26 protein-coding genes are annotated in these 26,093 nt (G+C 40.5%); 12 read left to right on the top strand and 14 right to left on the bottom strand.

Features of this window, described 5'->3' with window-relative positions; genetic code table 11:
• Positions 1 to 35 precede the first annotated feature (35 nt).
• From FHK89_RS04505 to FHK89_RS04485, 5 genes are all read right to left on the bottom strand, one after another.
• Positions 36 to 764, bottom strand: a complete 729-nt coding sequence (locus tag FHK89_RS04505; RefSeq protein WP_230657203.1) for a pantothenate kinase — start codon at positions 762 to 764, stop codon at positions 36 to 38.
• 542 nt (positions 765 to 1,306) lie between these two features.
• Entirely contained in the window at positions 1,307 to 1,681 is a 375-nt protein-coding gene (gene rsfS, locus FHK89_RS04500) for a ribosome silencing factor (RefSeq protein WP_230657324.1), read from the bottom strand.
• Positions 1,682 to 1,914: 233 nt separating this feature from the next.
• Positions 1,915 to 2,691 carry a nicotinate-nicotinamide nucleotide adenylyltransferase gene (locus FHK89_RS04495; RefSeq protein ID WP_230657201.1) on the bottom strand — a complete coding sequence of 259 codons (777 nt, stop codon included), beginning with the start codon at positions 2,689 to 2,691 and terminating at the stop codon, positions 1,915 to 1,917.
• A gap of 317 nt (positions 2,692 to 3,008) precedes the next feature.
• On the bottom strand, positions 3,009 to 5,156 hold the full coding sequence (gene pta, locus FHK89_RS04490; protein ID WP_230657199.1) for a phosphate acetyltransferase: 2,148 nt from the start codon (positions 5,154 to 5,156) through the stop codon (positions 3,009 to 3,011).
• A gap of 138 nt (positions 5,157 to 5,294) precedes the next feature.
• The gene (locus FHK89_RS04485) at positions 5,295 to 6,482 is read right to left on the bottom strand and encodes an acetate/propionate family kinase (protein WP_230657197.1); all 1,188 of its coding nucleotides are present in this window, start codon (positions 6,480 to 6,482) and stop codon (positions 5,295 to 5,297) included.
• Between the two features lie 76 nt (positions 6,483 to 6,558).
• Here FHK89_RS04485 and lptM point away from each other — a divergent pair, with 76 nt between their 5' ends.
• From lptM to FHK89_RS04465, 4 genes are all read left to right on the top strand, one after another.
• Positions 6,559 to 6,891 (top strand): LPS translocon maturation chaperone LptM, encoded by a 333-nt coding sequence (gene lptM, locus FHK89_RS04480; RefSeq protein WP_230657195.1) that lies wholly within the window; start codon positions 6,559 to 6,561, stop codon positions 6,889 to 6,891.
• 110 nt (positions 6,892 to 7,001) lie between these two features.
• Complete coding sequence (lysA, locus tag FHK89_RS04475; protein ID WP_230657193.1) at positions 7,002 to 8,336, top strand: diaminopimelate decarboxylase; 1,335 nt, start codon at positions 7,002 to 7,004, stop codon at positions 8,334 to 8,336.
• 343 nt (positions 8,337 to 8,679) lie between these two features.
• Entirely contained in the window at positions 8,680 to 9,576 is an 897-nt protein-coding gene (gene dapF / locus FHK89_RS04470) for a diaminopimelate epimerase (protein ID WP_230657191.1), read from the top strand.
• A gap of 163 nt (positions 9,577 to 9,739) precedes the next feature.
• The gene (locus tag FHK89_RS04465) at positions 9,740 to 10,684 is read left to right on the top strand and encodes a tyrosine recombinase XerC (RefSeq protein ID WP_230657320.1); all 945 of its coding nucleotides are present in this window, start codon (positions 9,740 to 9,742) and stop codon (positions 10,682 to 10,684) included.
• A 31-nt stretch (positions 10,685 to 10,715) separates the two neighbouring features.
• Here the strand turns inward: FHK89_RS04465 and FHK89_RS04460 are convergent, their stop codons facing one another.
• Complete coding sequence (locus FHK89_RS04460; RefSeq protein ID WP_230657190.1) at positions 10,716 to 11,618, bottom strand: nitrilase-related carbon-nitrogen hydrolase; 903 nt, start codon at positions 11,616 to 11,618, stop codon at positions 10,716 to 10,718.
• Between the two features lie 182 nt (positions 11,619 to 11,800).
• On the opposite strand from FHK89_RS04460, the gene FHK89_RS04455 reads away from it, so the two are divergent.
• A complete protein-coding gene (locus FHK89_RS04455; RefSeq protein WP_230657189.1) occupies positions 11,801 to 13,357 on the top strand; it encodes an RNA polymerase factor sigma-54 in 1,557 nt (518 codons plus the stop codon).
• Between the two features lie 394 nt (positions 13,358 to 13,751).
• A complete protein-coding gene (hpf, locus tag FHK89_RS04450) occupies positions 13,752 to 14,138 on the top strand; it encodes a ribosome hibernation-promoting factor, HPF/YfiA family (protein WP_230657187.1) in 387 nt (128 codons plus the stop codon).
• 87 nt (positions 14,139 to 14,225) lie between these two features.
• On the opposite strand, the gene thiS is transcribed toward hpf, so the two are convergent.
• The 4 genes from thiS to FHK89_RS04430 all read right to left on the bottom strand — a co-directional run bounded on the left by thiS (position 14,226) and on the right by FHK89_RS04430 (position 16,917).
• The gene (gene thiS, locus FHK89_RS04445) at positions 14,226 to 14,426 is read right to left on the bottom strand and encodes a sulfur carrier protein ThiS (RefSeq protein WP_230657184.1); all 201 of its coding nucleotides are present in this window, start codon (positions 14,424 to 14,426) and stop codon (positions 14,226 to 14,228) included.
• A 59-nt stretch (positions 14,427 to 14,485) separates the two neighbouring features.
• A complete protein-coding gene (locus tag FHK89_RS04440) occupies positions 14,486 to 14,848 on the bottom strand; it encodes a DUF423 domain-containing protein (protein ID WP_230657182.1) in 363 nt (120 codons plus the stop codon).
• 67 nt (positions 14,849 to 14,915) lie between these two features.
• Positions 14,916 to 16,130: an RNA polymerase sigma factor RpoH gene (gene rpoH, locus FHK89_RS04435; RefSeq protein WP_230657181.1), complete on the bottom strand. Its 1,215-nt coding sequence runs from the start codon at positions 16,128 to 16,130 to the stop codon at positions 14,916 to 14,918.
• 460 nt (positions 16,131 to 16,590) lie between these two features.
• Complete coding sequence (locus FHK89_RS04430) at positions 16,591 to 16,917, bottom strand: sulfurtransferase TusA family protein (protein WP_230657179.1); 327 nt, start codon at positions 16,915 to 16,917, stop codon at positions 16,591 to 16,593.
• 185 nt (positions 16,918 to 17,102) lie between these two features.
• On the opposite strand from FHK89_RS04430, the gene FHK89_RS04425 reads away from it, so the two are divergent.
• A complete protein-coding gene (locus tag FHK89_RS04425) occupies positions 17,103 to 19,136 on the top strand; it encodes a M48 family metalloprotease (protein ID WP_230657177.1) in 2,034 nt (677 codons plus the stop codon).
• 92 nt (positions 19,137 to 19,228) lie between these two features.
• On the opposite strand, the gene FHK89_RS04420 is transcribed toward FHK89_RS04425, so the two are convergent.
• Both FHK89_RS04420 and rpsU read right to left on the bottom strand, forming a co-directional pair.
• Positions 19,229 to 19,678 carry a GatB/YqeY domain-containing protein gene (locus FHK89_RS04420; protein ID WP_230657174.1) on the bottom strand — a complete coding sequence of 150 codons (450 nt, stop codon included), beginning with the start codon at positions 19,676 to 19,678 and terminating at the stop codon, positions 19,229 to 19,231.
• Positions 19,679 to 20,022: 344 nt separating this feature from the next.
• Positions 20,023 to 20,238: a 30S ribosomal protein S21 gene (rpsU, locus tag FHK89_RS04415; RefSeq protein WP_227429275.1), complete on the bottom strand. Its 216-nt coding sequence runs from the start codon at positions 20,236 to 20,238 to the stop codon at positions 20,023 to 20,025.
• A 392-nt stretch (positions 20,239 to 20,630) separates the two neighbouring features.
• On the opposite strand from rpsU, the gene FHK89_RS04410 reads away from it, so the two are divergent.
• From FHK89_RS04410 to FHK89_RS04390, 5 genes are all read left to right on the top strand, one after another.
• Positions 20,631 to 21,020, top strand: coding sequence for a hypothetical protein (locus tag FHK89_RS04410; RefSeq protein WP_230657172.1), 390 nt, complete (start codon positions 20,631 to 20,633; stop codon positions 21,018 to 21,020).
• A 73-nt stretch (positions 21,021 to 21,093) separates the two neighbouring features.
• Positions 21,094 to 21,729, top strand: coding sequence for a c-type cytochrome (locus FHK89_RS04405; RefSeq protein WP_230657170.1), 636 nt, complete (start codon positions 21,094 to 21,096; stop codon positions 21,727 to 21,729).
• Positions 21,730 to 21,868: 139 nt separating this feature from the next.
• On the top strand, positions 21,869 to 22,912 hold the full coding sequence (gene tsaD / locus FHK89_RS04400) for a tRNA (adenosine(37)-N6)-threonylcarbamoyltransferase complex transferase subunit TsaD (RefSeq protein ID WP_230657168.1): 1,044 nt from the start codon (positions 21,869 to 21,871) through the stop codon (positions 22,910 to 22,912).
• A gap of 3 nt (positions 22,913 to 22,915) precedes the next feature.
• Positions 22,916 to 23,326 (top strand): fluoride efflux transporter FluC, encoded by a 411-nt coding sequence (locus FHK89_RS04395; RefSeq protein ID WP_230657166.1) that lies wholly within the window; start codon positions 22,916 to 22,918, stop codon positions 23,324 to 23,326.
• Positions 23,327 to 23,505: 179 nt separating this feature from the next.
• Positions 23,506 to 23,802 carry a putative quinol monooxygenase gene (locus FHK89_RS04390; RefSeq protein WP_230657164.1) on the top strand — a complete coding sequence of 99 codons (297 nt, stop codon included), beginning with the start codon at positions 23,506 to 23,508 and terminating at the stop codon, positions 23,800 to 23,802.
• A gap of 22 nt (positions 23,803 to 23,824) precedes the next feature.
• Here FHK89_RS04390 and FHK89_RS04385 read toward each other — a convergent pair whose 3' ends face one another.
• Together FHK89_RS04385 and FHK89_RS04380 are read right to left on the bottom strand one after the other, a co-directional pair.
• Entirely contained in the window at positions 23,825 to 24,718 is an 894-nt protein-coding gene (locus tag FHK89_RS04385; RefSeq protein WP_230657162.1) for a DegV family protein, read from the bottom strand.
• 370 nt (positions 24,719 to 25,088) lie between these two features.
• Positions 25,089 to 25,964 (bottom strand): DegV family protein, encoded by an 876-nt coding sequence (locus FHK89_RS04380; protein WP_230657160.1) that lies wholly within the window; start codon positions 25,962 to 25,964, stop codon positions 25,089 to 25,091.
• Positions 25,965 to 26,093 lie beyond the last annotated feature (129 nt).

Below are 26,093 nucleotides of genomic sequence, written 5' to 3'. Positions count from 1 at the left end.
GATAACTTAAATTAATTGGCAGTTATTTTATAGGTTTATAGGCTCTCATTAAAAAAACGTATTAAACCATTTAATAGTAAATTGTCTCGAATATGTATTGGCTGTGCAATATGCTGTGCCAGTAAGGCTGCATCACCGCCTGTCATGATAATTTCATAGTTTGGGTGACGTTGATGTACTTCATTGACTGCGCCAACAATAGAAAGCAGGATACCACGATGGACAGCATCCGCGGTACTGATGCCTTGGGCAATACTATCAAAGGTACCATTAGAGATACTGATTTGTTTTGTACCCGAAAACAATGCTTCACGTTGCAGATAAATACTGGGAAAGATATATCCGCCTAAATGATGAGCATGGTCAACCAAATCAATGGTTACGGCTGTGCCACAACCAATCACACATTGGCGTTTGTTGGCATCGACTGCACCGAGTAGCTGTAACCAGCGGTCAACGCCTAATTGACTGGGTTCATAATCACTTGTCATCAGTGGGTGAGTCGCATTAACGTGGACAAATTCAAATGGGATAGACAAACTACTGAGTGATTCTGCTACTTGGGTATTAATTTGCTCACCGAGTACAGAAGAGATACCGATAAAACTTGGGTCAAGCTGAGCAAAGCGGTCGGTCAGTCCCATCAGCAGCTCAGCAGGTGCATGTAGGTGTTGTTTGGCATCATGAGCGATGACTTGGGCAATATCATCGGTGAGCCAATATTTTAGGCGAGTATTGCCTAAATCGAGCCAAAGATTTGCCATATTTGCTGCTCCTTACCCTTAATTTCTTTGATTGATACCAATTTTTTGAAATAATAGGACTTACGCAAACGTACGATATTTGTCTTAATCAAGCGGCTGGGAATTATTTACGAAGCCTCTGCAACTACGTACAGCCAGCGAGTAAATGATTACCAGACGCTAATAATCTATGAAACTGCGTAAGTCCTAAATAACCTATCTGGTGATGTTTCAAAAAGTATGCTGCGGATATTTTTAATAAATTACCATAGCTTTAGCCCTCCCCCTAGCCCCCTCCCAACGGGAGGGGGTAGCATACTTTTTAGAAGACCATCATCTATCTTTATCAACACTCATTTAGCCTATTTATTATCATACTTGCAGGTGTTTTTATTGATGGATTCATTCTTGGGTTCACATCAAAATGCGATTACTTTAGCAAAAGAATTAGAGATTAGAAAATAGCTGCTGAAAAAAAGACGCTAAAAAAGCGTCTTTTGTGCTTGGTAATGAGTTAATCAACACTGTTAAAAATAGTCTACTGTCAAAAATAGATTGGCTGATTAGTTTGTGCCACGAGATTCGGCAGATAGGGCTGCCAGGGCTTCTGGTGATGACCAAAGACCTTCTAAGTCATAAAACTCACGTGCTTGAGGGGTCATTACATGTACCACAACACCGCCTAAATCAATTAATGTCCAGTCGCTGTCTTTTTCACCTTCACGTCCAAGCGGCATAAAGCCTTCTTTTTTTGCTACTGCACCAACATGGTCGGCAAGCGCGCTGACATGGCGTTTTGAGGTGGCATCAGCAATAACAATATAGTCCATGATGTCTGTGAGTTCAGCCACGTCCATCACCGTGATGTTTTTGGCTTTGACATCTTCTAAGGCTTCTTGTACCAATGCTAAGCAGTCATTTAATCGTTCGATGGTCATTGGTTGTGTTGCTTCGGTTGCTTTTTGGGTCATAAAATAAGTACTCGCTTTAATAAAATGTGAATAAATTTTGTCAGGTTAAAACAGTTAGTTAGATAGTATGTTGGGATAGTTTGCTATAAGTCGTAAATGTCAAAAACGTTAAATAGTAAAAAAAGATGCTATTAATCTAAAATTACGCAAATTATAACAGTATTTGTACCTATACAACATCATTCACATTTTATAGGGGCTTAGACATAAAGGTGATGTTGGCGTATATAGTCATAGACATCGCGGGCAATTTCGATGGTAGCTAATGGGTCATCACTATTTTGATGCTGCTGTAGTTGCTGTCGTATTTGGCTACTAGAGACCGCCATCATGGCAGTGCTATCTATATAAATGCGTCCGCTTGGTGTAGTTTTCAAGTCATGGGTATTAGTGGTGATTTGTGTGTGTAGTGGGGTGGGTAAAACAGCAGAGATGGCAGCGATATCTTGCCAATCATTGCGTGGACATATCCATAGATGTGCCTGTGTGGTTAGTAATAATCCACACCGCCACTTGGGTAGACTGGCAACATTATCTGCACCCATAATAAATATAATACTGTCGTTGGGGTAGTGCGCCCTGAGTGTTTGTAAGGTATCAATGGTATAAGTAGGCGGTGTTTGCCACAGTTCTAATTCGCAAATACTAGGCGTAATAGGTATGGAAGATAAGGTTGTTAGGCTGTTAGTATCCTCAGTATTTCTCAGCGTATTTTGATGCGCTGCGATGGCAAGCTTGAGCATATTAAGGCGATGCTTAGGTGCTAAGCTGGTGTCTTTTAATGGTGAACGTGCCGCAGGTAAAAAGGAGGCATATACAGGTATGTCAAGTGGATATGTCGTCCTAAGTTGGGTAGCGACATGATATAGCAGCGTTATATGACCATGGTGTACAGGGTCAAAAGAGCCGCCTAAAAAAAGACGAACGGCGTTGATTTGCTTACTTTGATTGTCAGTTTGCGATTTGGATTTATTCACTATAATGAGGATATGGCTTGTGATGGCAGATAGGTTAATATAATAGAGTATTAGAACCTGTATTCACAACCCATAATGGTGGCTTTTTGCCTAAATATAGACATACTACAGCGTTAAATTTTGGGTTAAATAGAGTGACTATTCGCCCCAAAATTTGCCTTGTATTACGCAATTTTAGTTTAAAATTCCCCTGATTTTGGATTATGAATACAGGTTCTTACTATCAACACAGTTAGCAATCAGTAGTTTAACAAAACACTGTTAAACTGCTGATTTTCGTTTATCGTAGACTAATATCACGATTCGTTTAAATAATCCTAAACATCAGGGCTACTGGCTTGGATAGCAGTCAAGGCAATGGTATAGATAATATCATCAACCAATGCACCCCGAGACAAATCATTGACAGGTTTGTTCAATCCTTGCAGCATCGGACCGACACTGACCACATTGGCACTACGTTGTACTGCTTTATAAGTGGTATTCCCTGTATTGAGGTCAGGGAAGATAAACACATTGGCTTGCCCTGCAACAGGCGAGTCGGGTGCTTTTTGTTTGCCCACACTGCTGACAAAGGCGGCATCATATTGTAAAGGTCCATCAACCACTAAGTGAGGTGCACGCTCACGTACGATTTGGGTGGCTTGTTTGACTTTTTCGACATCTGCACCTGAGCCTGAAGTACCTGTCGAGTAGCTAATCATTGCCACTTTGGGGTCGATGCCAAAGGCTTTGGCAGAAGCGGCAGACTGGATAGCAATTTCAGCAAGCTCTTCGGCATTGGGGTCAGGATTGATGGCACAGTCACCATAGACGACCACTTGCTCAGGCAGTAGCATAAAGAATATTGATGAGACCAGTGAGTAGTCAGGGGCAGTTTTGATAAATTGGAATGCAGGGCGTACGGTATTGGCAGTGGTATGAACCGCACCCGATACCAATCCATCAACTTCGCCCAAATGCAGCATGATTGTACCAAGTACCACAGTGTCTTTGAGCTGTTCTGCTGCCATTGGCTCGGTGAGCTTGCCTTTACGACGTTCAATCATGGCATGGATATATTTTTCTTGATTGATGTTATCTGGGTCAATGATTTCTATGTCATCAGGTAAGATAATATCGCGATTTTTTGCCACTTGTTGTACGTCTTCTGGTTTGGCAAGTAACACACACTGAGCAATGCCACGGCTTTGACAGATGGCAGCCGCTTCTACGGTGCGGGGCTCTGAACCTTCGGGTAGGACAATACGCATATTGCTTTGCTGCGCTTTTTTCACCACTTGATGACGGAAAGCAGAAGGTGACAGACGTGGTTGATAACGGCGTTCAAAATAGTTTTTGAGCCAATCTAAGTCCAGATGCGCCGCCACAAAGCGAGTAACATCGGCAGCACGTTCAGTATCATCACTGGGAATTTCGTTGCTGATGTTGGCAAGATTTTGTACGGTCTCAAAGCTGTCTGTTTTGACACTCATTACGGGCATGCCAGTTTTTAGGGCAGGGCGGCACAGGTCGATGACAGTGTCATTGGGTATGATGCCACCTGTTAAGACGATACCCGCCATTGGAATGCCATTCATGGCTGCAAGGGCAGTGGCTAGCAGCAAGTCATCACGGTCACCTGGAGTAATGATTAATGTACCACGGCTAAATATACTGCCAACACGAGAGACAGTACGTGCAGTGAGGCTGGTTTTAAGGACACGGCGTTTTTTGGCATCGCCTTCACTGAGCCATTTTGCATTGAGCTCTTGTGCGATATCCCATGTCCGTGGTACGGATAAGGTGTTACTAAAAGGTACGACCCCAATGAGGTGAAAATTTTCTGTACCAAAGGCAGGAGAATGTGTTTTCATGGCTTGTAAAAAGTCAGCGTCCATAGTGAATTTTGCTTCACCTGGAGCGACAGGCTGAGTATCGAAGGTATTGGGGATATTGTGTACCCGCATTAATATACAACCTAGTGTACGGGGGCTGGCAAGTCCGCCATATTCACGAGAGTACATATCGAGTTTGTCAGCAAGTTGTTCAGGATTATCAATATCAGCATTACTGACCAAAATAACTTTGGCATCTAACGCATTGGCTAAGGCATGGTTAACATGAGTGGCATAGCTTGCTTCGGTGGTGGGGACAAGTCCTTCACAGATGACCACATCACAGTCATCGTCAATGGTGTTTAAGTTTGACACCACCTCTTCCATTAAGTCATCTAAATTACCCTCACCAATCATACGCTCTACTCGGTGACGAGCAATAGATGGTGGTGGATTGAGCCCAAAGGCATGTCGTGCTAAGTCATTTGAGCTGTCTAAACTGTGTTGTTTATCCAGACTGTCGTCTTGTGAAAATGGCTTGATAAAGCCTGCTTTGATACCTGTGTAGTCCAGTGCCCGAATTAGCCCAAGTGCCGCAGAGGTTAAGCCAATACCACGATTGGTTGGAACAAGTAATATGGTTTGCATGACGTTTCCTAATATTTAGTTATCAGTTTTTAGTTATTAAGGTCGTTATGAGTTCATCATTGTGAGTTTATGGTTGTGAGTTACTTATGGTTAATTACTTATGATTAGTTACATGGTTAATTTGCCCAAATACCATGTTTATAACCCCAGAGCTTCTCGGGTTTCTTGAGCGATGCGATATTCTTCATCGGTAGGAATTACCCACAGTTCAAGCTTACTGTCAGGGTGGTGGAAACTGCCCTCATTGCCAGCATATAGCTCATTATTTTTTGCTGTATCAACACGAATATCAAAATGACGCATCACTTGTAAAATGTTGTCACGAATGACAGCAGAGTTTTCACCGATGCCACCTGAGAAGATAATACCCGTAAGCTTTGGCAGGGCACAGCTTAAAGAAGCTAGATATTTACCCGCACGATAGCAGAACATCTCTAATGCTAACTTAGCATCTTCATTGCCTTCATTGGCAGCTTGCTCAACAGTACGCATGTCATTGGACAGTCCTGATACCCCTAATAGTCCACTTTGTTTATTGAGCATGGTATCAATTTCTTCTAAGCTCATACCCAAAGTGCGTTTAAGATGGATATGTAGACCTGGGTCAACGTCACCACTACGGGTGCCCATCATCAGCCCTTCAAGTGGTGTGATGCCCATACTGGTGTCTAAACTCTTGCCATCATAAATCGCCGCAGCAGAGCAGCCATTGCCCAGATGTGCTGTTAGCCAGCCATGCTTGCCTTCAGCCGTGCTTAGTGTGTCTGCTCGGCTAGAGATATAAGCATGTGAGGTGCCATGAAAGCCATAACGACGGATTCTTTCTTCATCATATAAGGCTTTTGGTATCGCGTAGCGGTAAGCTTTTGCGGGCATGGTTTGGTGAAATGCTGTATCAAAGACCACCACTTGTGGTAAGTCAGGATAAATGGCATTGACAGCCTCGATACCCAAAGCATTGGCAGGGTTGTGTAGCGGTGCTATTATCTTTAGGCGTTTGACTTCTTCTAAAACGTGTGGGGTTACTTTGACTGCTTCTGAAAATTCTCGTCCACCATGTACCACTCGATGCCCGACTGCAATGGGCTGATATTGCTCTAGTAAGGCGAGGATTTTTTGTAGCGCTAATTTGTGGCTACCACCAGCGATGTTAATCTCTTGTTTATTGCCATCTAGTCCTTTATGTTTGATATGAGCAGTATCTAGACCTAAGTTTTCTGCCAGTCCAGTGATACGAACTTGATTATCTGCACTGATTAAAGCGTATTTAATAGAAGAAGAACCACAATTTAAGACCAATGTGGGGTTGCTAATGGTAACGGGCATAGTATATCCTGCAAATTGTTAGTCATTGTGTGTGGTGAATATTCATATTCACCAAATATATCAAGGTTATATTATCATGAGAAAATATCATCAGCCACAATCTTTAGTAACTCAAACCTTAGATATGCAAGTGTCAGTATCTCAAATATCCATGTCTTTTATTCATTTTACTAAAACATTTTTTAGCAAAGCTAATTTTATAAAAACCACTTTTATATCAATAACATCACTTAGTATTATTGTGTTAGCTGTGACAGCATTGACAGGATGTGGGCAGAAAGGTGATTTGTATCTACCTGATACTAATGATAATCAAAATACAGCACAGGCATTACCCCAAATGTCCACTGAGACAAATCCTATTGAAGTAAATAATGACAATTTAGTAGACGATGCTCAGGACTATTAAATAATAATGACGCAAGTTTATAAAATTTTATAGGATTCTATAAACTGAAGACGAATCTAACATCAATCACAATGAATTCTGGCTAATTTTGCTAGAGATGGAATACAACTATGAACTCAACGAACTCAACTTCTGTTATTAGTAGCGATGAAGGAATACAAATTCAGCCACAAGCCTTTGTTGCCAATTTATCAACACTGAGTTATCAACAAGATATTTTGTGCATCGAAGATGTCGATGTGGATAGTTTAGTGCAAACCTATGGCACGCCATTGTATGTTTACTCCAAACAAGCCATTTTAGGTGCTTATCAGGATTATGATGATAGCTTTGCTGCCATTGACCACCAAATTTGCTATTCAGTGAAAGCAAATTCTAACTTATCGGTGTTACAGATTTTAGTACAAGCGGGTGCAAGTTTTGATATTGTCTCTGTGGGTGAATTGCAGCGAGTGTTGGCGGCAGGTGGTGATGCCAGTAAAGTGGTATACTCTGGTGTTGGTAAAACCCAAGCAGATATTAAAGCAGCTCTAGAAGCAGGTATTGGCTGTTTTAATGTAGAGTCGGTGACTGAGATTGAACGTATTCAGCAAGTAGCAAAGCAGCTTGATAAGGTGGCACATATATCAGTGCGAGTCAATCCTAATGTTGATGCAGGTACGCACCCATATATATCAACCGGTCTACGCAATAATAAATTTGGCATAGCACACGAAGATGCAGTGGCGGTTTATCAACAAGCAGCCGAATATACTCACATTCAGATAGTTGGTATTGATTGTCATATTGGTTCACAGTTGACTAAGGTTGAGCCATTTATAGCCGCATTGGATAAAGTGATTGAACTGATTGATGCGCTACAACAGATAGGAATTTCTTTACAGCACATTGATTTGGGTGGTGGTTTGGGTGTGCGTTATATTGATGAGACACCAGTAAAAATTGCTGACTTTGCAGCCGCTTTATTGCCTAAGCTACAAGCACTGAAACTCAAGGTGTTTTTAGAGCCAGGTCGTAGTATTGTGGCAAATGCGGGAGTTTTATTGACCAAAGTTGATGTACTCAAGCCCTCCGAGCATAAAAACTTTGCTGTCGTTGATGCAGCAATGAATGATTTGATTCGCCCTGCCTTGTATCAAGCGCAAATGGCGGTATTGCCCACAGTATTGCCGGACAATGCAAAAGCAAAATATTGGGATATTGTGGGTGCTGTGTGTGAAACGGGCGACTTTTTGGCAAAACAGCGGCACTTGTCACTGATAGAAGGCGATATATTGGCAATTACAGGGGCAGGCGCGTATGGATTTGTGATGAGTAGTAATTATAATACACGTCCAAGAGCCGCTGAGGTGATGGTCAGTGAGGATACTCATAAACTAATACGAGTGCGTGAGACGGTAGAGCAACTGCTTGATAATGAGAAGTCACTACTTAGCTTGCATTAAATATCAGCTACAAATTAAACTGAGTAGTATTTTAACTATTTGATTTTAATGCGTATTTATATTGTTTATGTTAGATAAAAAAAGCTCATATACTTATTGTGTATGAGCTTTTTGTTATTTGCAGTATTTAGTTTTCTATTGAGTTAGGCGCAGTGATACAAAATTTATGAATAGATTATTGTTCAGTATTTGGTGTCAGGCTGAGTTTTAGGCTACAATTTTATGGATATCAGGGATATATTATCATTGTCACAATGAGCGTGTTAAGATAAGTTATATAGTATCAATAGTATAATATAGCAGTATTCATTATTCATAAAATAGCAGCGTAGGATACCTCATTATGTTAATAGAATTTACAAAAATGCACGGATTGGGTAATGATTTTATGGTCATTGATTTAGTTACCCAGCGTTTAGATTTGACTCCAGACTTGGTGCAATTACTCGGTGATCGTCATTTAGGCATTGGTTTTGATCAATTGTTGGTGGTCGAGCCACCGATGCGTCCTGATGTCGATTTTCGTTATCGTATTTTTAATACCGATGGCACAGAGGTGGAGCAATGTGGCAATGGTGCACGCTGTTTTGCGCGTTTTGTACAAGCTCGCAAGCTATCCTTTAAGCAGCGTTTACGGGTAGAGACTGCTGGTGGTATTTTAACACTATCAACGGATCGTTATGGTTGGGTGCAAGTGGATATGGGCAAGCCTAGCTTTGAGCCTGATGACATTCCATTTACCCCCAAAGCCATTACCAAAATTCAAAATGCCTACCATCTCAATGTAGAAGGCACACCAGTGCAACTATATGTGGCGAATATGGGTAATCCACATGCGGTGATTCAAGTGGACGATATATTGGAAGCTGAGGTAGAAAAACTGGGATCTGCCATTGAGTCGCATCAAGCTTTTCCTGATCGAGTCAATGTCGGCTTTATGCAAGTGATGAATCAGCGTCATGTTCGTTTGCGTGTTTATGAGCGTGGTGTGGGTGAAACTCAAGCCTGTGGTACAGGAGCATGTGCTGCTGTTGCAGTGGGTATTCGTGAAGGCTGGCTTGATGAAGGTGAAGACATACGAGTGCAGTTGTATGGTGGCAGTCTTTTGGTACGTTGGCAGCCTGGTTATTCATTGATGATGACAGGCCCAACAGCGTTTGTTTATGAGGGTGTGTTTAGTCCCGATGGGCTGATGGCACAAGCAGGTATTGCGCCAGCAAGTGGCAGTGATGACGTTTAAACCAATCAGCAGCAATAGCAAAGATAGCAACAAGCATACAACAAAAGACAGTATCAATGTTGCGACCCAAACAAACACAGCAACAGCCTTATCTGTAGAAGCGTTGTTGACAGCAAAGCTTGTTGATTTGCCACAGTCGCAGCATCAATCCTATCAACAATTGATGTTACCCGTGCATCAATGGCTCACTGTATTGTCTGCCCGACGTTTATCACGGCATACGTTGCAGGCATATTTTGCAGCTGTTGATAACTTGACAGATTTTTTGTTGGTACAAAAGCTGACATGGACGCGTTGTGATAGGCGCAAACTAGGGCAGTATATTGCTAAGCGTCTTGAGACAGATGCATTAGCAACAGCCAGTGTGCAGTTAGAGTTATCAGCGATTCGTCATTTTTATACATGGTTGGTAGAAGAGGACTTGGCACGCAGTAATCCGACCACAGGATTTCAGCTAAAAAGAGATCCACGCCCGCTACCTACCATTGCTGATGTTGATTTATTATCGCAATTATTAGATCAGCCAATGCCAGACACCCCTGAGCAAGCACGTCTATGGGTACGTGATAAAGCGATGTTTGAGCTACTGTATAGCAGTGGGTTACGAGTTGGTGAATTGACGGCTTTGAATGTGACAGATTTACAACTATCAGCAGATCAAAGTCAAGCGCAAGTGCGTGTGACTGGTAAAGGCAATAAAACACGCATTGTGCCTGTGGGTCGCAAAGCGGTTACTGCAATATTAGCTTATTTGCCACATCGTGATCTATGGGAAGAACAAGCTGATAAAGCATTATTTATTAGTGAAAAGTTGGGCACACGTCTATCTACTCGAGCTGTACAGCAGCGACTGAAAATAGCGGCGGCTCGGGCAGGTATTGCCCAAAATTTATATCCGCATTTATTACGTCACTGTTTTGCCTCGCACATGCTCTCTGGTAGCGGTGATTTGCGGGCAGTGCAAGAGTTGCTTGGACACAGTGATATCAGTACCACACAGATATATACCCATGTGGATTTTGCCAAATTAACGCAAGTTTATGATAAGGCACACCCAAGGGCAGTACAAACAGTGACGGACACAGATGAACAACAGACGAACACATAAGTTTAGCATTTAGTGATGATTAGGTAGATGGTTATGCTAAACGGTGACTATTAAACAAAGGCATATTCTTTCGCCATTGCTGCTGTATATCGTTGTCAAAGCTTGCATATATCAACGCATAGCTATCTTGTTCATTGCCATTGAGCTGACTGTCATCATAACAAGCGATTATCTCACCATTGGCATTGGCAATGCTGGCATGTCCCCAAGTATCACGATATTTATTCTTTGAGTCCTCCAAGCCATTCTTGTTTGGATAGATATGCCTGCCCCCTTGAGCTGCACCAATGACCATACATTGTGCATCTAATGCACGAGCTTGTAGCAGCGTGCGCCAATGAGCTTCACCCGTTTTGTAAGTGAAAGCCGCAGGGGCAGTGAGTATCTGTGCTCCTGCATGTCTAAGCTGTTGCGCAAGGGCAGCAAAGCGTAAATCAAAGCAGACCATCAAGCCAATATTAACGACTTGCTGCTTTATCTCACAGCGAGCAACCACAGTTGTCTCACCCGCCTCAAAGGTTTTTGCCTCATTATAGCTGCCATGTGTGTCATCAACAGTGGCACAAAATAGGTGAATCTTGTCATAGCGGGCAATCTGTTTACCATCGGGTGCAAATAATAAACTAGACTGACGCAGACGACCATCAGCAATGCTGCTGCCATCAGGGCGATACGGACAAGGCAGTGTACCAGCGAGTAGGTGTAGCTGATATTGGCTGGCTAAGTTTGCTAATTGCTGTGCTCGATGCTCAAATTGTTCTGCTAAGGCAAACTGATTGCCCATACATAATGCATTTTCGGGCAGTACCACCACATCAGCCCCTTGTTGTTTGGCAGTTGCGATGGCTTGTTGTATGTGGTGCAAATTAGTATCTATATTTGATTGACTGTTTAACTGTACACAGGCAATAATAGGTAAATGAGTTGGATGCATAAACGGACTCTCTGATGGTTTGTGTTTGCTAAAAATATAAGTAAGAATGTATACATTAGTTGAATAATAAAATAAACAATATTATTTATTTACTTGCAGCTTTTATGCTGCTATTTAGAGGATATTTAAAATATGCAAAAAGTTTGTTACTCTAATCTTATTTTACAAGTGTTCTCTTAACTATGAGTATCTCTTTCGGTTTATCGACCAATTTAAGCACCTCTCAAAAGCTAACACCACAAATGCAGCAAGCCATTAAACTGTTGCAACTATCTAGCCTTGAGCTGGCGCAAGAGGTGCAAATCAAACTAGATAATAACCCATTATTAGAGCGTATTGAAGAAGATGTGCTTGATGATGCTGAGCATCTAGACGATTTGGCAGAGTCGGAGGCAGTCACTGATTTTTCAGGTGATGGTAATCATGATGACGCAGCGATTGGTGAGCATGTTGCCGACAGTGTGGATAAGATAACTCAAGACAGTATTGGTGAACTAGAAGTTGACAGTGATTGGGACGATGTCTATACACACGGTCCAACGGCACTGGCAAGCCCTGATGTACAAGATATGGATGATTATCACGGTGCAACCAGTGTCAATTTACAAGACCATGTGCGTTGGCAATTAAATTTTAAACATTTATCTGAAATTGACATGTTGATTGCCGATTATTTGGTTGAGTCCATGGACGAGTCAGGATTTATACGACTGGAATTAACGGAGCTTGAGCAGACACTCAATACTATGGCAAGTTTTTATCAATGGGAAGATAAAGTTGACCTCGATCAGATCGAGATGGTGCTGCATATTATCCAGTCTTGTGAACCTTTGGGGGTGGGGGCTCGAGACCTTGCAGAATGTCTACAAATACAGCTACGTAAACTGCCAGACAGTACCCCTTATCGTGATGTTGCTATTGAGTTATTAAGAGTACATGAATACTTAGTCAGTAATAATATCAAAGCATTGGTACAACAAACGGGGGTTAAAATAGATGAAGTTGGCGATATTTTAGCATTGATTCGCACGTTAAATCCTGCACCTGGTCTGGCTTTTACCAGTGCGCAACCTACCTATGGTAATGAACCCGAAAGCTATGATGTACCTGATGTGCTGGTTAATGCGATTATGGATGAGATGACAGGGCAGCTAAGTAGCTGGCAAGTAAGGTTGAATCCTGATACTTTGCCTAAGCTACGAGTCAATCAAACTTATGCCAATCTTATCAAACGTGGAGATGATAGCCCTGATAATGTCTATTTGCGTGACAACCTCACCGACGCACGTTTATTTATCCGTAGTATTGAAGAGCGTAATCAAAACCTACTTAAAGTTGCCACTTGTATTGTGAAACGTCAGCAGGCGTTTTTGCAACATGGGGCAATGGCAATGCAGCCTTTAATCTTAAAAGACGTGGCAGAAGAAGTGGACTTACATGAGTCTACCGTGTCTCGCTTAACCACCAGTAAAAATATCTTAACCCCTCAAGGTTTATTTTCACTAAAGTACTTTTTTTCTTCACATGTTGGTAGTGATGATGGAGAAGTGTCCTCTACCGCAATTAGTGAGATGATCAAACAGATGATTGCCGCTGAAAATCCTAAAAAGCCTTTATCCGATAGCGCCATTCAAAAACAGTTACAACAAGATGGAATTGATATTGCTCGACGTACCGTTGCCAAATATCGTGAAGCCATGAATATTGGTTCTTCCACTCAGCGCAAACAGAAATTTTAGCATTAGGGCATTGGATTAATCTAAGGGTGCTAGTTTACAAGATAATTGAAAAGACAATAAATATCAGGGATTTAAAAATAAAATTTGACGATTATATAAAATTAATATGTAAAAAAAAGGTTTTGTTACATAATTAATACTTGATTCTTTTGCAGTTTCATGACAAATTAAAGGCTCATTCATATTTTATTGAGACTTCTCAATCAATCCTCTTATATTCATAAATCCTCTTATATTCATAAAGGAAAAAATAAATAAGTAATGATTGCTAAGTATGAATGAGATGCTCTAAGAGAACAGATATATTAGCGGTATCATAACAAACAAGCGTTTCTCTTAGTTAACTGTCGATCTTGACATTTTGAATGTCACAGAAGAATAAGGAAAACAGTGTATGAACATTTCTATTAGTGGTCACCATATCAGCATTACTGACGCGATGCAGCAAACTGTGATGGATAAACTTGCAAAAGTAGAACGTCATCTTGACCAGATACAAAGTATTAAAGTGCTTTTATCTTTAGATAATCACCATAACCCGAGTAAACATGCAGGACAAAAAAGTCACAAAGCTGAAGCTTTGTTACGTGTGGCGGGACAAGAGATGTTTGTACAAGCTTGTGATGATGATATGTATCGAGCCATTAACGAGATGGCAGAAAAACTGGATCGACAAGTGCGTAAATATAAAACTCGCCAAGATAAGATGAATCGTGCTTCTAAGCGAGATATCATTAACTCTATGGTCAGTGATAATGATAGTGAAGATGAAGTCGCTTAAAGTTTGGTAATATTTATAATAAATGACGCTAACATTAAAACTGACACTAAAAAAAACCCTGATTGTAATCAATCAGGGTTTTTGTTTTTAGCCACCACCAACGGCATTGACAACTTCGATGATCATGCCATCTTTAATACGTAGCTGTCCTAGATTAGACTTAGGCACCAGCTCTTTATTCACTTCTACAGCATAACGTCCTTGACTTAAGCCGAGTTCATTGAGCAACAGTTGTACCGTTTGATGGGTCGTTTGCATGGTTTTACCATTAATGGTGACTTGTGCCATGTTGTGTGTCCTATATTATTTTATGTATTTTTAGGTTAAGTAAATAAATGGTTGGTGAGTTAACTACTCTGACGAATAGCAATATAAGCCAGCCATAGCCAGCCAATGATCATCAGCGTACCACCAATGGGTGTAATCGCTCCAAACCAGCGTGGTGCGCCTAGTGCCATTAAATATAAGCTGCCACAAAATATGATGATACCTGCTTGAATGAGCCATGCAGGAGTTTGGGTGCTATAGCCAAGGCGGATTAAGATAGCGATAAATAGTAAGCCAAGTGCATGATAAAAGAAATATTGAGTGCCAGTTTGCCACCAGCCAAGTTGTTCAATGCTTGCCCGAGCCTTAATGGCATGTGCACCAAACGCACCAAGTCCGACAGCGGCTGCCATATTGACAGCCGCAACAGCTAACCAATTCATAAAAAATCCTCTTTAACACCCTCTCATCATACTATACAAAAGATAAGCGGGTTAAAATAAAGTCGCTTTAATCTGGCATGATGACGCTATCAATGGTCATGGCTTCACGAATTTTATCCATGGCATTTTTTTCGATTTGTCGTACTCGCTCAGCAGAGATATTATAGACGGCTGCCAACTCATGTAAGGTAGATTTTTGCTCAGATAACCAGCGTTGTTCGACAATGTCTCTTGAGCGTTCATCTAAGGTGTCCATCGCTATCATCAGTGCTTGAGAGTTGTTTTCTTCCCAGTCTGCTTCTTCGACCATCTCGGCAGGATCAACGTCATCTTCCAAAAATAACTGTGGTGCATAACGTCCTTCGTCATCATCACTTGTTTGCGCTTCAAAGGACGCATCGTATGAGGTGAGACGAGATTCCATTTCTAGTACTTGTTTACGAGAGACGTTTAAGTCTTTGGCAATGGCATCTGCTTCTTCTAGGGTAAGCTGATTGTTGGTTTTTTTGAGGCTACGTAAATTAAAAAATAATTTACGATGTGCTTTGGTGGTTGCCACTTTGACAATACGCCAGTTACGAATCACAAATTCATGAATTTCTGCTTTAATCCAGTGTACAGCAAAGGATACCAAACGTACGCCTTTATTGGGATCAAAGCGTTTGACTGCTTTCATCAGACCAAGATTGCCTTCTTGAATGAGATCCGCTTGGGGTAGACCATAGCCAGAATAGCTACGGGCAATGTGAATAACAAAGCGCAAATGTGACATCACCAATAGCCGAGCTGCTTCAATATCACCATCATCATAATAGCGATGCGCAAGTTCTTGTTCTTGCTCTGTGGTCAAGATAGGTATTTGATGCACACTATTGATATAAGCACCTAAGTTGACACCCGGTGCAGTCAAATTGACCGGCATCGCTGGCACTAAGTCACGGGTACTGGTATTTGGCATTGGGCTGACATATTCTGTTGGCTCATCTTGCTGTTGTTGTGCCAAAGTTTGTTGCTCAGAAAATTCTATATCATCTAAGTCTAGGTCTTCATTATCTAAGACATCTAGATCTTCATTATCTAGATCTTCATCATCTAGATTTTCATCAACTATGTCTTCAATTTGGGCATCAGTGACATCAGCTGCATCATCTATGAGATTCCCTTTTTTTTGAGCTTGAGTGTCTTGTTTTGTAGTTGCTTGTTTTTTTGTTGTTTTTGACTTCGACTTTTTGCTTGATGAGGCAGCTTTTGAGCGCGAAGCAGAGGGGGTAGAAGTTGCCATTTTGTTAACCTTTATTAAAATGAATGCTGAGGAGTCAATGTTATGAAATCAGCATTGATTGCCAATTTATGAATGCGTTATCAGTTAATAGTTGCTAAATTAAAATGTGGATAGTTTATAGTTATTGTCATATTGGTGATGAATCCAATAATTGACAGTAGATGAAAGATGTTATGTGAGCATCTTACAAAACAGTTGTTATTATCTATTGTAAAGGATAGCTTATGTGAGTTGCTAACGGTTTTAGTAACGGTTGTTATCAGTTTATGTAATATACTGAATTTAAATATATTTTAACAAACAGATTTTATCAATAAATACCATTATAAAAGCTAAATCAAAGTACGGTATGGATTAATAGGTATTTTTGGGGTATGAGGTAGCATAAAACCGATAAATGAGCCTTGGGAAAAAGCAGCATTTCAGTACTCCTTTAAATCCACACTAAAAATATCTGTCATTAAGCTTTGGTAATGAAAAAATGATATACATTGAGTCCATGACTGTCTGTACTTGCTTGCTGTAAGCTTAGTTGTGATTGATGACAAAAAGCGGTAATGTCTGCTTGTGAGTTGGGATCAGTGGCGATGACATAAAGCATGTCACCATCAGCCAAAGTACGCAGCGCAACTTTGGTTTTAAGTAATGGCATGGGACAAGATAAATTCTGTCCATCAATAAACTGAGCGATATTGCTAGTAGTAGGTAGACTGGTGATGACTTCAGTGGGTAGTACGTCTAACCATGGTTTGGCAGCTTCAGGATAGGAGAAATTGATTTGAGTCATAAAAGTTAACACCACAGATAAGATTTAACAAAGCATAGGCGTTATTATAACAGTTATCAGGGTTATCAACCGCGATAAAAATATAGACAAAATTATCTTGAATCAATGATGGCATCATTACTCTAAATTACTCTAAGCACTCTATAAATATAGGCTATGAGGCAAGGAGATAGCAAGGAAATAGATTGAAACCTAATTATTTAACCACGTTAGCACAGTCATATATTGACAATGATACAATATCAACCATACAAACAGGTGAACAAAGCCATTTTGTAAAAACAGTTGGCTATTTTGCAAGAATGGGTGTCATATCTTTAGCTGTTTGTTCTTCTATAGCTTATGCAGAGTCGTTATCTGCCACAAGTAATCTATCTTATAGCTCTTATGGTGTTGATAAGTCTATTAAAATTAGACAAACAGAAAATAACCGTAAATTAACAGATCAATATCAAGTTAAAGATGCCAATGCCACAAAGCTTAACCCAAATGCTAAGAGTGAGGACAGGCACTCTAACTTAGATGATATAGATGCTACGGGTGTCAGTGTTGCTAATAATAGCTTTGGGCAGATGGGTTATACTTCCAACACATCGCGGTTTTCACATGGTAATAGATATGTGGTGAATCGTGCTGATGGCAGCATTTTTGCTCCATTGGATTCTAATTACTCTGATTCTATTGTTCTAAGCATACCAAGTTATTCAAATGTAGGCAGTCATCAAAATAGCGCATCTGCTGCTACACTAAACCTACCTGAGCTTAGTGATGGTGACCGTTTTGTTGATCAATACCAGCATCTTGCTTTAGGACAATGGTCGCTACAACAGCTCAATGCTCATCTTCCGTTACTTGATGACGCATGGGTACAAGAAGAGCTGAGCAATGTGGTGTGGGATATCAATGCACAAGCCCGCAGCCAAGCACCTTTGGCATTTGTGATTATTAATGATCCCTCAATTAATGCATTTGCGATTCCTGGTGGTGTGATTGGTCTCAATGTTGGAACCGTATTGGCAGCTAATAGTTTAGATGAGGTTGCCAGTGTGTTGGCACATGAGGTTGCTCACTTAAGTCAGCGTCATTATGAGCATAGCCAAGAAGCCAATAAAAAAGCATTGTGGATACAAGTTGGTGGTTTGCTGGCTGCTATCGCAGCTTCTACAGCCGATGGTGATGCAGCGGCAGCAATCATGATGGGCAGCCAGACGGCAGCAATGGACAGTCGTATGGCATTTAGTCGGGACAATGAGCGTGAGGCAGATCGGGTAGGCATGCAGATATTGGCACAAACAGGCTATGATCCTAGAGCGATGCCACGATTTTTTGCTACACTCAATCAGCAAAATCAGCTTAACTCCACCAAAAAAAGCTATTTACCCAGCTTTGTGATGAGTCACCCACTTAGCTCAGAGCGTTTAAGTGAAGCACAGACGAGGGCTAATAGCTATCCACCCATGCCATTGAGCCAAGCTCAGCGTCATCAACATCGTTTTGACTTGTTACAGTGGCGTATGCGATTAGCAGCACAGCAAACCAGTGAGGTTGCATTAACCAGTGCAGCCAAACAAAGTGTGGGTGCAAAGATGGCATTGGCGGATTGGTATGGGCAGCATGGACGCTATGCTGAAGCACAAGCTTTGTTTGAGCAGATAGCACAGTTACCTGCTAGCGAGCGGCAAGCAATACAACCACTGTTTGCAATTACACAGGCTCAGGTAGCGGGTTATCAGGGGCAATGGCAACAAGCCGAGCGGTTATTGCAAGTACAGCAGGCGTTATATCCTGAGCGGCGAGATTTACGTTTGTATTTGGCAGATGTGTGGTTACATAATGGTAAAGCACAGCAAGTGCAAGCAATAGTGAAACCTTTGCTTATACGTCAGCCGCATGATTTGTCTGCCTTAGCACGTATGCAGATGGCAAATGAGCAATTGGCAAAGCAAGCGGATAAATCAGCTCATAATCAATTGGCACAGATAGCAACCATTAATGCGCTGCGTTATCGCAGTCAGTCTGAGCGTTGGCGAGCTAATTTTGAGGCAGCACAAGTGTCTTTGCAGCAAGCAAAGCATTTGGCTGAAGCCCTGATAGAACAGCAAAATGCCGTAGAAAAAGTGGGGCAGACTAAGACCAATACAAGCAATGTTCAACCTTTGCTTGCTACTATTAATAGTGAAATGGCAGCGTTAAAAGCTGCCAAAGACTATAAGCCATAATCCATCAAGTATGAATAAAAAACTTTATGGGACTAAATGGGACTAAGTTATAAGCGATATTATGGGAGTAAGTTTTGATGATGATTCGCCCACTAGCCCATTAAAGCTTTTTTAACAAGCTGAGATATCACAGCAGGGTCAGCACGACCAGCCGTTTTTTCTTTTAAAGCAGCCATAACACTGCCCATATCCTTCATTGAGCTTGCACCTTGCTCGGCAACTTCAGTATTTACCAATGTAGCAAGTTCTTCATCACTCATTTGCTGTGGCATAAACTCATTAATAATATCAAGCTCAAACTGCTCTTTTTGTGCCAAATCATCGCGTCCATTGTCAGTAAATACTTTGAGTGACTCTTGACGTTGTTTGATTTGCTTTTGTAGTATGTCTAATACGCCTGCATCATCGAGCTGAGTTTGACGGTCAATTTCGATTTGTTTAATAACGGATTGTACATTACGTAAGACTTTGACTTTTTCTAGCTCACGAGCTTTCATGGCAGTTTTGACTGTTTCGGTGATATTCTCTTTAATGGCACTCATAATTTATATCCTTGAGGTTGTGTATTTTTTGGTGTGCTTGCTTTGATTGATGGTTATCAATAAATTATTTAATCTTATTAATCATCATTGTTAAATAATCAAACAATGGCAAACCTGAGTATCGATTATGATACTCATAATAATCAATAAAAATTGTAGCATAAAAAATGCCACTTGAATCCAAAGATAAAAGTGGCATTTTTATGTTGATTCGTGGTCTTCACTGTGCCGTTTTATAGACTAATTTGTATACTAAATAATATAGTAAATACTTTAATATATAAAAAGGACAGTTTTAAAGAGAACGATCAATGTCCGTTACTATGTGTGTGACTAAGCAAATATTAATATTTGCGAGTCGTACGGATAGACTCACGTTGTAGTTTTTTCTTATAACGCTTAACGGCAGCCGCTTTTTTGCGCTTACGCTCTTGAGTTGGTTTTTCATAAAACTCACGTTTACGAACGTCAGACAATACACCAGCTTTTTCACAAGCACGCTTAAAACGGCGGATTGCGATGTCAACTGGTTCGTTTTCTTTAACCTTAACTGAAGGCATGAAGACTCCTTTTGTTGAATGAGACATGGGTAACATTAGTTTGGCTGTATCGTTAGTATTAGCTTTAAGGTCTCATGATTTAAAGCATCAGCTCAAACTAGGAAAAATATAATCATAACTATTATCTATCTACTACTAGCTTAAAGAAAATTGACTAGCAGCTAAATTGCACCACTAAACTTTATCTTGATAAGAACTTGATAATTAAGTTGTAATAGTGAAAATTATAGATTAAGGGCGGATATTATACAGCAGATAAAAACAGAAGTCAAAACTAATAAATGGTATGCGGTGCTGAGTAATATGCTACTAATAGAAATACTCGACTTAGTAGCAAAAAGTTATGATAAAATAAAAGTATCGAATCCAACAATTTTTTTAGGGATATTATTATGAGTGTATTTACCAAATCTAGCACAAATGTCAAAAAAATAGCCGTTGTTGCAGCATTTATTATGGGTAGCAGCATGGTGTTAAGTGCCTGTAGCAAAGAAGAGCATCATGAAGTACCCGCAGTGGATAAAGTGCAAGAGGCACAAGAGCTGGCATTAGCAAATGCACCAGAAGCTGAAATCGTTGAGTTGCCAACTGCTGAAGTGACAGAAGATGCGGGTGAAGCCACTGCGACTGATGCCACAACCGACGAGGCTGCTACCCAAGATGCTGATAGCTCAGAGACAGAGCTAGAAAAAGCAGATGCCATCGAAGAGGCTGCTGCGCTTGGTGAGCCTGCACCAAGTTCTGCTACTGCTACTGATAACACCACAGAAAGTGCTAATTAAGTAATAGTTAAGTAATAATATAAAGACAAGAGCCACCAGCGTTGTATTTTAACCTGCATAGGAAGCCAATGTCATGAAACATAGTTTATCTCGTCACTCTTTATCTTCTGCTGCTAGTGCTCATGTACTACAGCAGGCAACACCTACAATGGCATTGCTCAACCCGACGCTACAACTGGCGAAATACACAGGTATGGTGTTGTTTTTTGTAGCAAGTCTTGGTTTATCTGCCTGTGGTGATAAAGATGCTGCAACCCAAACTGCGCCTGCCAGTAGTAATGAGCCTGCGCCTGCCAGTACAGAAGTGGTAGAAGCACCAACACCAACACCTGAAGTGGCAACAGAGCAAGCAGATGCTAGCGACGCTAAAGCAACAGCGGCTGATACCACTGAAGGCGACAGTGCGGCTAGTAGTGATACAGCAGATACACCCCAAGATGCAGCTACTGCCCCTGAGCCTGAGTTAGCAGCAGGTGCAGGTAAAGAGTTATATGAAAGCCACTGTAAACAGTGTCATGAAGGTGGTCTACTTGGTGCACCTAAATTTGGTGATAAAGCGGCATGGGCACCTCGTATTGAGCAAGGTAAAGATACTTTATATATCCATTCTGCCAAAGGCTTTAAGAAAATGCCAGCGCAAGCAACAGGTGATGTGTCTGTTGCCCAAGTGCATGCTGCGGTAGATTATATGGTTGAACATTCAAGCTAATTATTTAAACGAATGATGATGGTTTATTACAGGTCAATGTATCAATAACCATGATAAAATTTGTTAAACTACCGTCATAGCCATGAGGTTATGGCGGTTTTTCTTTTCTATTAGAATAAATGCAAAAATAAGGGGCATTGTGAAAGTATTAGGGTTAGAGACTTCCTGTGATGAAACAGGATTGGCAATCTTTGATAGTGAGCGTATGGCAGATGACAGTCATGGTTTGCTTGGGCAGGTGTTGTATTCGCAAATTGAGCTACATGCCACCTATGGTGGTGTTGTGCCTGAGCTTGCCAGTCGTGACCATATTCGCAAACTTGTGCCGTTAATCAATGAGCTACTAGAGCAGTGTCATATTAGTAAGCAACAAATTGATGCCATCGCCTATACCAAGGGACCGGGGCTGATTGGAGCGTTGATGACGGGGGCATTATTTGGTCGCACACTGGCGTATGCTTTAGATGTGCCAGCCATTGGCATTCATCATATGGAAGGGCATCTATTGTCACCATTGATTGGTGATAATCCGCCTAAATTTCCCTTTGTCTCCTTATTGGTATCAGGTGGTCATACGCTATTGGTAGCGGCTCGTGGGGTTGGGCAGTATGAGATACTGGGTGAGAGTATTGATGATGCGGCAGGAGAATGTTTTGATAAAGCCGCTAAGATGCTCAATTTGCCTTACCCTGGTGGTCCAAATGTGGCAAAACTTGCTTTAGATGGTAACCCTAATGCGTATGATTTGCCACGTCCGATGCTGCATAAAGGCTTGGATTTTTCATTTAGTGGCATGAAAACAGCAGTGCATAATCTGATTAAAGACACCAAAGGCAGTGACGATGACCCCAAAATACGCGCCGATATTGCTGCCAGTTTTCAGCATGCGGTGGTGGATACATTGGTAAAAAAATGTGTCAAAGCGCTAAAACAAGTACAGATGAATCAGTTAGTGATAGCAGGTGGGGTGAGTGCCAATATTCATTTGCGCTCGATGCTTGAGCAAGAACTGGCAAAAATAAATGCCACAGTACACTATGCACCGCTTGAGCTGTGTACTGATAATGGGGCAATGATTGCATTTGCAGGCTATCAGCGTTTGCAGGCAGGGCAGTGTGATGATTTGGCGGTTAGTTGTGTGCCACGTTGGCATATTGATGAATTGCCCGCAGTTAAGGAATAAGCTATGCAATGGCAAGCGTTTTTGTTGGTAGGCATTGGAGCGGCATTTGGGGCGTGTTTGCGGGCATGGTTGGCTCGTTTTAACAACAGTTTGTCGCATTTGAGTCAGTGGTCTTGGTTGCCTGCGGGCACGTTGATGGCAAATATGTTGGGTGGTTTGCTGATTGGTATGGCGTTGGTGGTATTTGAAAAAATTCCTGTGGAGCATGCGTATCATGGGCATTTAAAAATGTTTGTAATAACGGGATTTTTGGGAGGCTTAACCACCTTTAGTAGCTTTAGTGCTGAGGTGTTTACCTTGATAGATGGTGGGCGGATATTGGCAGGATTGGGGCTAATTACGTTGCATTTGTGTTTGACGTTATTGGCAACCGCGATTGGGGTATATTTATTTAAGATGATATTGCATGTTTAAGAGGGTATATTTGATATAACGCAGTGTTATTTTTTACTCAATTTAGCTAATTTTCTTAATAACTGTGACAGTGAAAAATGATGGCATGTATTTATATAATTAATTACAATAAAAGAAGCTACTTAATGATTAAGTAGCTTTTATAACCACTATAAGATGACTGTAAAAAAGGAATTGTTATGTCAAATACACCGTTAACCATTGTTGCTAATATCATCGCCAAAGAAGATAAAATAGAATTGGTAAAAACAGAGCTGAGCAAACTCATTGCGCCAACTCGAGCTGAGCAGGGGTGTATTAGCTATGATATGCACCAAAATAATGAAAATCCTGCACATTTTGTATTTTATGAAACTTGGCAAGATGAAGCGGTAATGCAACAACATTTAGATAGCCAACATGTCAAAGATTTCTTGGCGGTTAGTGAAGATGCGATGGCAAAGTTTGAGCTAATTAAACTGACTAAGCTGTCGTAAGTCAGTACTTAAATCATAAGTATCAACCACTTGTGGGCTGTAAGTAAAATTTAGCTGCATAAGGTATTTCATCTATAAAGCTACAAAGTCCTACACCTGTTGGCCCTTGATTGGCAACTGAGACAGTAGACAGAGGTAGGACAGTGACATAATTGATGGTCGTTTGCTGTTTAATTTTATTAATTAGCTTATTATCTAATTGCGTCTCTCCTGTAGAGAGTATATAAACAAAGCAATCCCTACCTTGAATACGTTTGGCTAGACTTTTGACCATATACTCAAGAGATTTATCAATACTTCGCACTTTTTTGGCAATAATTAATTTACCTTCAGCAGTGATGGTTAGTATGGGCTTGATATTAAATATACTGGCTAAAATACCACTGACTGAAGATACTTTTTTATTTTTCATTAAATAAGATAAATCATTGACAGCAAAAAGCATGGTATGACTGGATTTTAGTTTGTCTAGACGGCTCGCTATTTCTGGCATACTGTGACCTTTTTTGGTCATATGTTCAGCTTCTAATGCCATCATTGCTTCGCAAACATCAATGTCTTTGCTGTCATATACATAAATATCCATGTGTTCTTTGAAGTCATCAGCCACTTGCTGGATGATTTTAATGCTTTCGCTGTGCTTAGAGGTTAGTGAAATGATAAATAACTCTTGGTAGCCTTGCTGATAGAGTTGATGAAACATCTCTGCTAGCTCTTCAGCAGTAGAGGGATCTGTACGGACTGCTGAAGAGTTCATGGTTGTCATCAGATAACGTAAACGCTTGGTAGTGATATTTTTACCATCAATAAATTGAACATTGTTGATAAATATGTGTGCTCGTATTAGCTCAATATCATGGACTATATTATGATTGTCTAGCCCTGAAGTGGAGGTGTCGATAATTTTACGTCGCATGTTTCAAATCCCTTTAAGTAATGACGTTTTATATTTTTTATATACCTCACCCTCAACTTATTTTACTAAATTGATATATGACCCCTCCCAAACTCTCTCCGTGAAGTAGGGGGAGGACTTAAAAGCCGGTTCCTCCCCCTTTTTTAAGAGGGGAGGTTAGGAGGGGGTTGCGAGTGTGATTGTTTATATATATAGAAAAGTAGATTGTGTCTACTTATTATCTATTTATCTATCTAATTGTTAAAACGTCTTATTGATTGTATACAAAAGCTGTAGCAACAGCTAGTAATAATAACGACAAGGGAGCTATATAATAGTGAACCAAAAGGTTTGGGCAACATTCATATTATCTTAAATACATTTGTTTTAATTATCTATAGTACTGAGCTGCGTGTGGAATTTCTTTTGTGAAGGCACATAATCCAACTCCAGAAGGGCCATGGTTTGCTAGAGAAATGGCAGAGACAGGTAGGATAGGAATATTATTAAGTTTTGTCTGTTTTTTTAGACGTGAAATAAAGTAGTTATCTAGCTCAGTTTGGCCAGCTGATAGGGCATATAGAAAGCAGTTATTTTGTAAGCAGTTTGCAAAACCTTTAATGATATAATCCAAAGATTTATCCAGAGTTCTGATTTTTTGGACGGTAACGATTTGGCCATCGTCTGTTACTTCTAATATTGGTTTTATATTAAATATATTGGCAAAAAAACCTGCCGTACTTGACAGTTTTTTATTTTTGATAAGGTAGGACAAATCATTGACAGTAAATAGCATTTTATGTTGCTGTCTAAGTTCATCTAAACGCCTTGCAATCTTAGGCATACTGTATTCATGAGTACTCAGTTGTGCCGCTTCTAGGGCCAGAATGGATTCACATACATTTAATTCTTTACAATCATAAACGTAGATATCCATTTTATCTTGGAATTCTGCTGCGGCATTTTTTATGATGTCATGACTTTGACTCATCTTTGATGATAAGGTAGTGATAAATACCTCTTCATAGCCTTGATTGTATAATTTATTAAATAAATCAATGACTTCTTGTCTAGGTGCAGGTGCAGTATGTACGGCTGAAGAGTCTAAATTACTCATTAAGTTGCGTAATCGCTTGGCATTAATATTGATACCATCTGTAAATTCAACATTATTAATATATAAACGTAAGCGGATCAACTCAATGTTGTGATTAATATGAAGGTCATAAAGACTAGAAGTGGAGGTACTAATAATTTTGCGTCGCATAAATATTGCTCTTCGATATGTTATATGATTTTATGTATGATTTAAAAGACTATTTAGTAAAATTTTTTTATTTAATGTATCCAATATAATTTATTGTATAGTAATTGTGGACATACTTCTATGAGAAAT

The organism is Psychrobacter sp. I-STPA10 (genome assembly GCF_021012795.1).
In the GTDB taxonomy this organism is placed as follows: Bacteria; Pseudomonadota; Gammaproteobacteria; order Pseudomonadales; family Moraxellaceae; genus Psychrobacter.
Note: the sequence above shows the minus strand (reverse complement) of the source record. Positions and strands in the feature narration are given on the sequence as shown.